The 413-nt window shown below is 70.2% G+C and carries 1 protein-coding gene; it reads right to left on the bottom strand.

What is annotated here, in order from left to right; genetic code table 11:
* Positions 1–413: DUF222 domain-containing protein (locus tag AC5Y31_RS21825; RefSeq protein WP_499982988.1), on the bottom strand; the 413-nt coding region annotated here is incomplete at both ends.

Here is a 413-nt window from a genome sequence, read left to right as displayed (position 1 = left end):
CCCGAGACCGTGCAGCCGGGCCGGGTGCAGCCGCGATCGCGCGCGTGCAACACGATGCGCTGATCGGCCGAGGCGATCCGCTTGGCCCGGCCCAGCCACAGCGCCCGGCCTTGGCCGTCGAACACGCTCAGGTAGTGATATGCGTGGCCGGCCATCCGCAGCAGGTCGCTCATCGGCAACAACGAACCGCCGGCGGTGTGGGCCTTGCCCGCCGCAGCCTGCAGTTCGGCCAGCGTGGTCGAGACGATGACAGTGACCGGCAGGCCATTGAGCTGTCCCAGATCTCCACAGGCCAGCACCGCCCGGAACGCGGCCAGCAGCGCGTCATGGTGGCGTTGGTCGCGGGTGCGGTGATCGCCTTGGATCTGCTCCTGGCTCGGCGTGCCACTGACGCAGGGCTTTTCGTCGGCGGC

Source organism: Mycobacterium sp. NGS18 (assembly GCF_059813185.1).
Note: the sequence above shows the minus strand (reverse complement) of the source record. Positions and strands in the feature narration are given on the sequence as shown.